Annotated in this window: 3 protein-coding genes and 1 tRNA gene; all 4 read left to right on the forward strand. The window is 37.6% G+C overall.

The annotated features are described in order from the left end of the window. The first annotated feature begins 73 nt into the window (after positions 1-73). Positions 74-146 (forward strand) — tRNA-Thr (locus tag IV81_RS09095). A gap of 87 nt (positions 147-233) precedes the next feature. Further along, positions 234-1,700, forward strand: coding sequence for a peptide MFS transporter (locus IV81_RS09100; RefSeq protein ID WP_057804406.1), 1,467 nt, complete (start codon positions 234-236; stop codon positions 1,698-1,700). Between the two features lie 85 nt (positions 1,701-1,785). Beyond that, positions 1,786-2,322 (forward strand): dihydrofolate reductase family protein, encoded by a 537-nt coding sequence (locus IV81_RS09105; protein ID WP_057804408.1) that lies wholly within the window; start codon positions 1,786-1,788, stop codon positions 2,320-2,322. 1 nt (position 2,323) lies between these two features. After that, entirely contained in the window at positions 2,324-3,139 is an 816-nt protein-coding gene (locus tag IV81_RS09110; protein WP_083484719.1) for a metallophosphoesterase, read from the forward strand. The last annotated feature ends 42 nt before the right edge of the window (positions 3,140-3,181 follow it).

The following is a 3,181-nucleotide window of genomic DNA, read 5'->3' on the forward strand; positions in this document are numbered from 1 at the left end:
ACGGTTCGAGTCCGCCTGCCGGAGTCAGGCTGTATGGATGTTAACTGCATGTTAGCATCCTTTTGTGCTATATGCCGGCTTAGCTCAGTTGGTAGAGCGACGGTATCGTAAACCGTAGGTCAGGTGTTCGACTCACCTAGCCGGCATTTTGGAATGCGCCTTAATGTTAAGTTAAGGCGTGTTTTTTCATATACAGTCTTGGTAAAGACGAAGGTTATGGAGGAAAAATAAAATTGAATACGCAAGATAAAGATACAGCATTTCTTGGTCAACCTCGTGGTTTATCGACGTTGTTCTTTACAGAAATGTGGGAACGTTTTAGTTACTATGGAATGCGTGCTATATTAATTTACTACATGTACTACGCGGTGACTAAGGGTGGTCTAGGATATAGTCAGGCTACCGCTGCATCTGTTATGGCAATTTATGGATCATTGGTTTACTTAGCCAGTGTCGTGGGTGGATTTATTAGTGATCGAATCTTAGGTAGTCGGAAAACCGTATTTTACGGTGGTGTTCTGATTATGTTTGGTCATATCGCTCTCTCGCTTCCTTTTGGGAGTGCGGCGTTATTAATTTCGATTGGATTAATCGTTGCAGGTACAGGAATGCTGAAACCAAACGTTTCCGAAATGGTTGGTTCTCTATATTCTGTTGAAGATACTAGGCGAGATGCTGGATTCAGTATTTTCGTATTTGGTATTAACTTAGGTGCATTGCTTGCTCCACTTATCGTTTCATGGGTTGGCTTTCAAATTAACTTTCATGCCGGATTCTCACTTGCCGCAATTGGAATGTTCTTTGGATTAATTCAATATTATTTAGGCGGTAAAAAGTACCTTAATAAAGATAGCTTATACCCATCAGATCCAATTCAACCTGAAGAAGTTAAAAAGTTTGGACTTCGTACTTTAGTTGGAGTTATTGTTTTAGCCTTAATTTTAATTGTAATGTATTTTGCAAACGCTCTGAATGTTGATAACGTTGTTCTATTAATTAGTGTGTTCGCAATTATTACACCAATTGTTTACTTCATTATTATGTTTACAAGTAGTAAGGTTTCAAAGACAGAACGTTCACGTTTGTGGGCATATGTACCGCTATTTATTGCCGCAACTATTTTTTGGGCAATCGAAGAACAAGGATCAGTTGTTTTAGCATTATTCGCCGCTGATCGGACACAATTAAGCTATGGCTGGTTCCATATTACGGCTGCTAACTTCCAATCACTTAACCCGTTCTTCATTATGTTATACACACCATTGTTTGCGTGGTTGTGGACTAAGTTGGGTAAGAAGCAACCATCTTCACCTAAGAAGTTCGTTTATGGATTAATCTTTACTGGTTTATCGTACTTATTTATTGCTTTACCAGGAATGATGTTTGGTACTGATGGTAAGGTGAACGCACTTTGGTTGGTTGGTAGTTGGGCAATTGTGGAAGTTGGTGAAATGCTGATTTCTCCAATTGGACTCTCAGTTACAACGAAATTGGCTCCAACCGCTTTTGCATCGCAGATGATGAGTATGTGGTTCCTGGCGGACGCAGCGGGACAAGCTGTTAACGCACAAATTGTTAAGTTATATCCGGGACATGAAGTAGCATACTTTATCTGGATTGGAATAGTAACGATTGTTTTTGCAATCGCGCTCTTCGCAATGGCACCTTGGATTAGTAAGAAAATGCAAGGAATTAAATAATCTAACAACTAAATATTTGAATTTATAAGATGAACTGAGGTATGCTTAGTTCATCTTTTTTATTACGGTGATTCGGAGGAGTGGCATGAGTCGAAAAATTATCCTATTTATTGCAACAAGTATTGATGGTTATATTGCCGATGCCAATGGGGGTGTCAAATGGCTCGATGAAAATGTACATGGCTCAGAGCGAGATGATAGTTATACGAAAATGTATAGTCAAATCGATACGGTTGTTTTAGGCAGAAAAACTTATGATCAGGTTGTGAACGAACTCTTTCCGGAGAGGTATATTTACGAAGATAAAATGACGTATGTAGTTACTTCGCAGAAAAGGAAAGATCTTAGTGAAGTGAATTTCGTTGATGAGTCACCGATAGAATTGATTAAATCTTTAAAAAATAAGAGTGGAAGAGATATCTGGATTGTCGGCGGACAACGATTGATTGATCCATTGGTGAAGAATAATTTGATTGATCAATACATTTTAACAACGATGCCAATCTTTCTAGGGGAAGGGATCCGCTTATTCGACCACCTTGGTAGTACCGTTCCAGTACGATTGATAGAAACATACGCAAAAAATGAGTTAGTTTATTCAATTTATGAAAGAGGTGAGTAGTTTGAGAATAGCTGCGACAAGTGATAATCACTTTGATGTTAACAAGATTGACGAAAATCAAATGGTTAAACAACAGGCAAAATTTCTTTTAGAAAATAAAATTGACGTTTATTTAATCGCGGGGGATTTATTTAATAAATTTAATCGTACATTAGATTATGTCGAAACACTTCAAAAACTAGTGGCTCCTCAAATTAAAGTTTTTTTCATTGCAGGAAATCATGACATGCTAAATGATATAAGTTATGAGGGGCTTGAAACTGATATAAATTCCAATTATTTGCATAATAAATTCTATGATGTTCCAGATACAAATTGGCGTATTGTGGGCAACAATGGATGGTATGACTATACATTCGCCGATAACGTCGATAAAACCAATGATCAATTTTGGCGCTGGAAGAAATCGTTTTGGATTGACACTGGAATAGATCAGCCGGTATCTGATATTGAAAGAATGGATAATGTGCTGAAACAGACCGAAGCGTTGTTTAAGAATGCAAAAGGAAAAAATGTCGTGTTCATGACACATTTTGCCGTCAGTCAAAGTTATATTCATTACACGAATGATGGCCGTTTTTGGAATATGGCAAATGGTATGATGGGAAGTAAACGAATGGAAAAACTACTTGATCAATATCAACCGCAGGTAGTTATTTCTGGACATTTGCATCATCACTTTAAACCCCTTGCAAAGTCTGGTGGAATATATTATAATAATTCAGTCGGATATCATAATAATCGAATTAATGAGTGGAGCACGGATGATTTTTTCACCGAGTGGACACAGCGGTTATTGGTATTAGACCTTGGATAGCTTTTGATATTCAATGTTTATATATGGAAGGGTAGCGAAGTC

It is taken from the genome of Pediococcus stilesii, assembly GCF_001437075.1.
Taxonomy (GTDB): Bacteria; Bacillota; Bacilli; order Lactobacillales; family Lactobacillaceae; genus Pediococcus; species Pediococcus stilesii.

What these genes read in the sequence shown, in the direction of transcription:
- IV81_RS09105 (WP_057804408.1), top strand. Translation starts at nt 1,786, where the DNA reads ATGAGTCGAAAAATTATCCTATTTATTGCAACAAGTATTGATGGTTAT.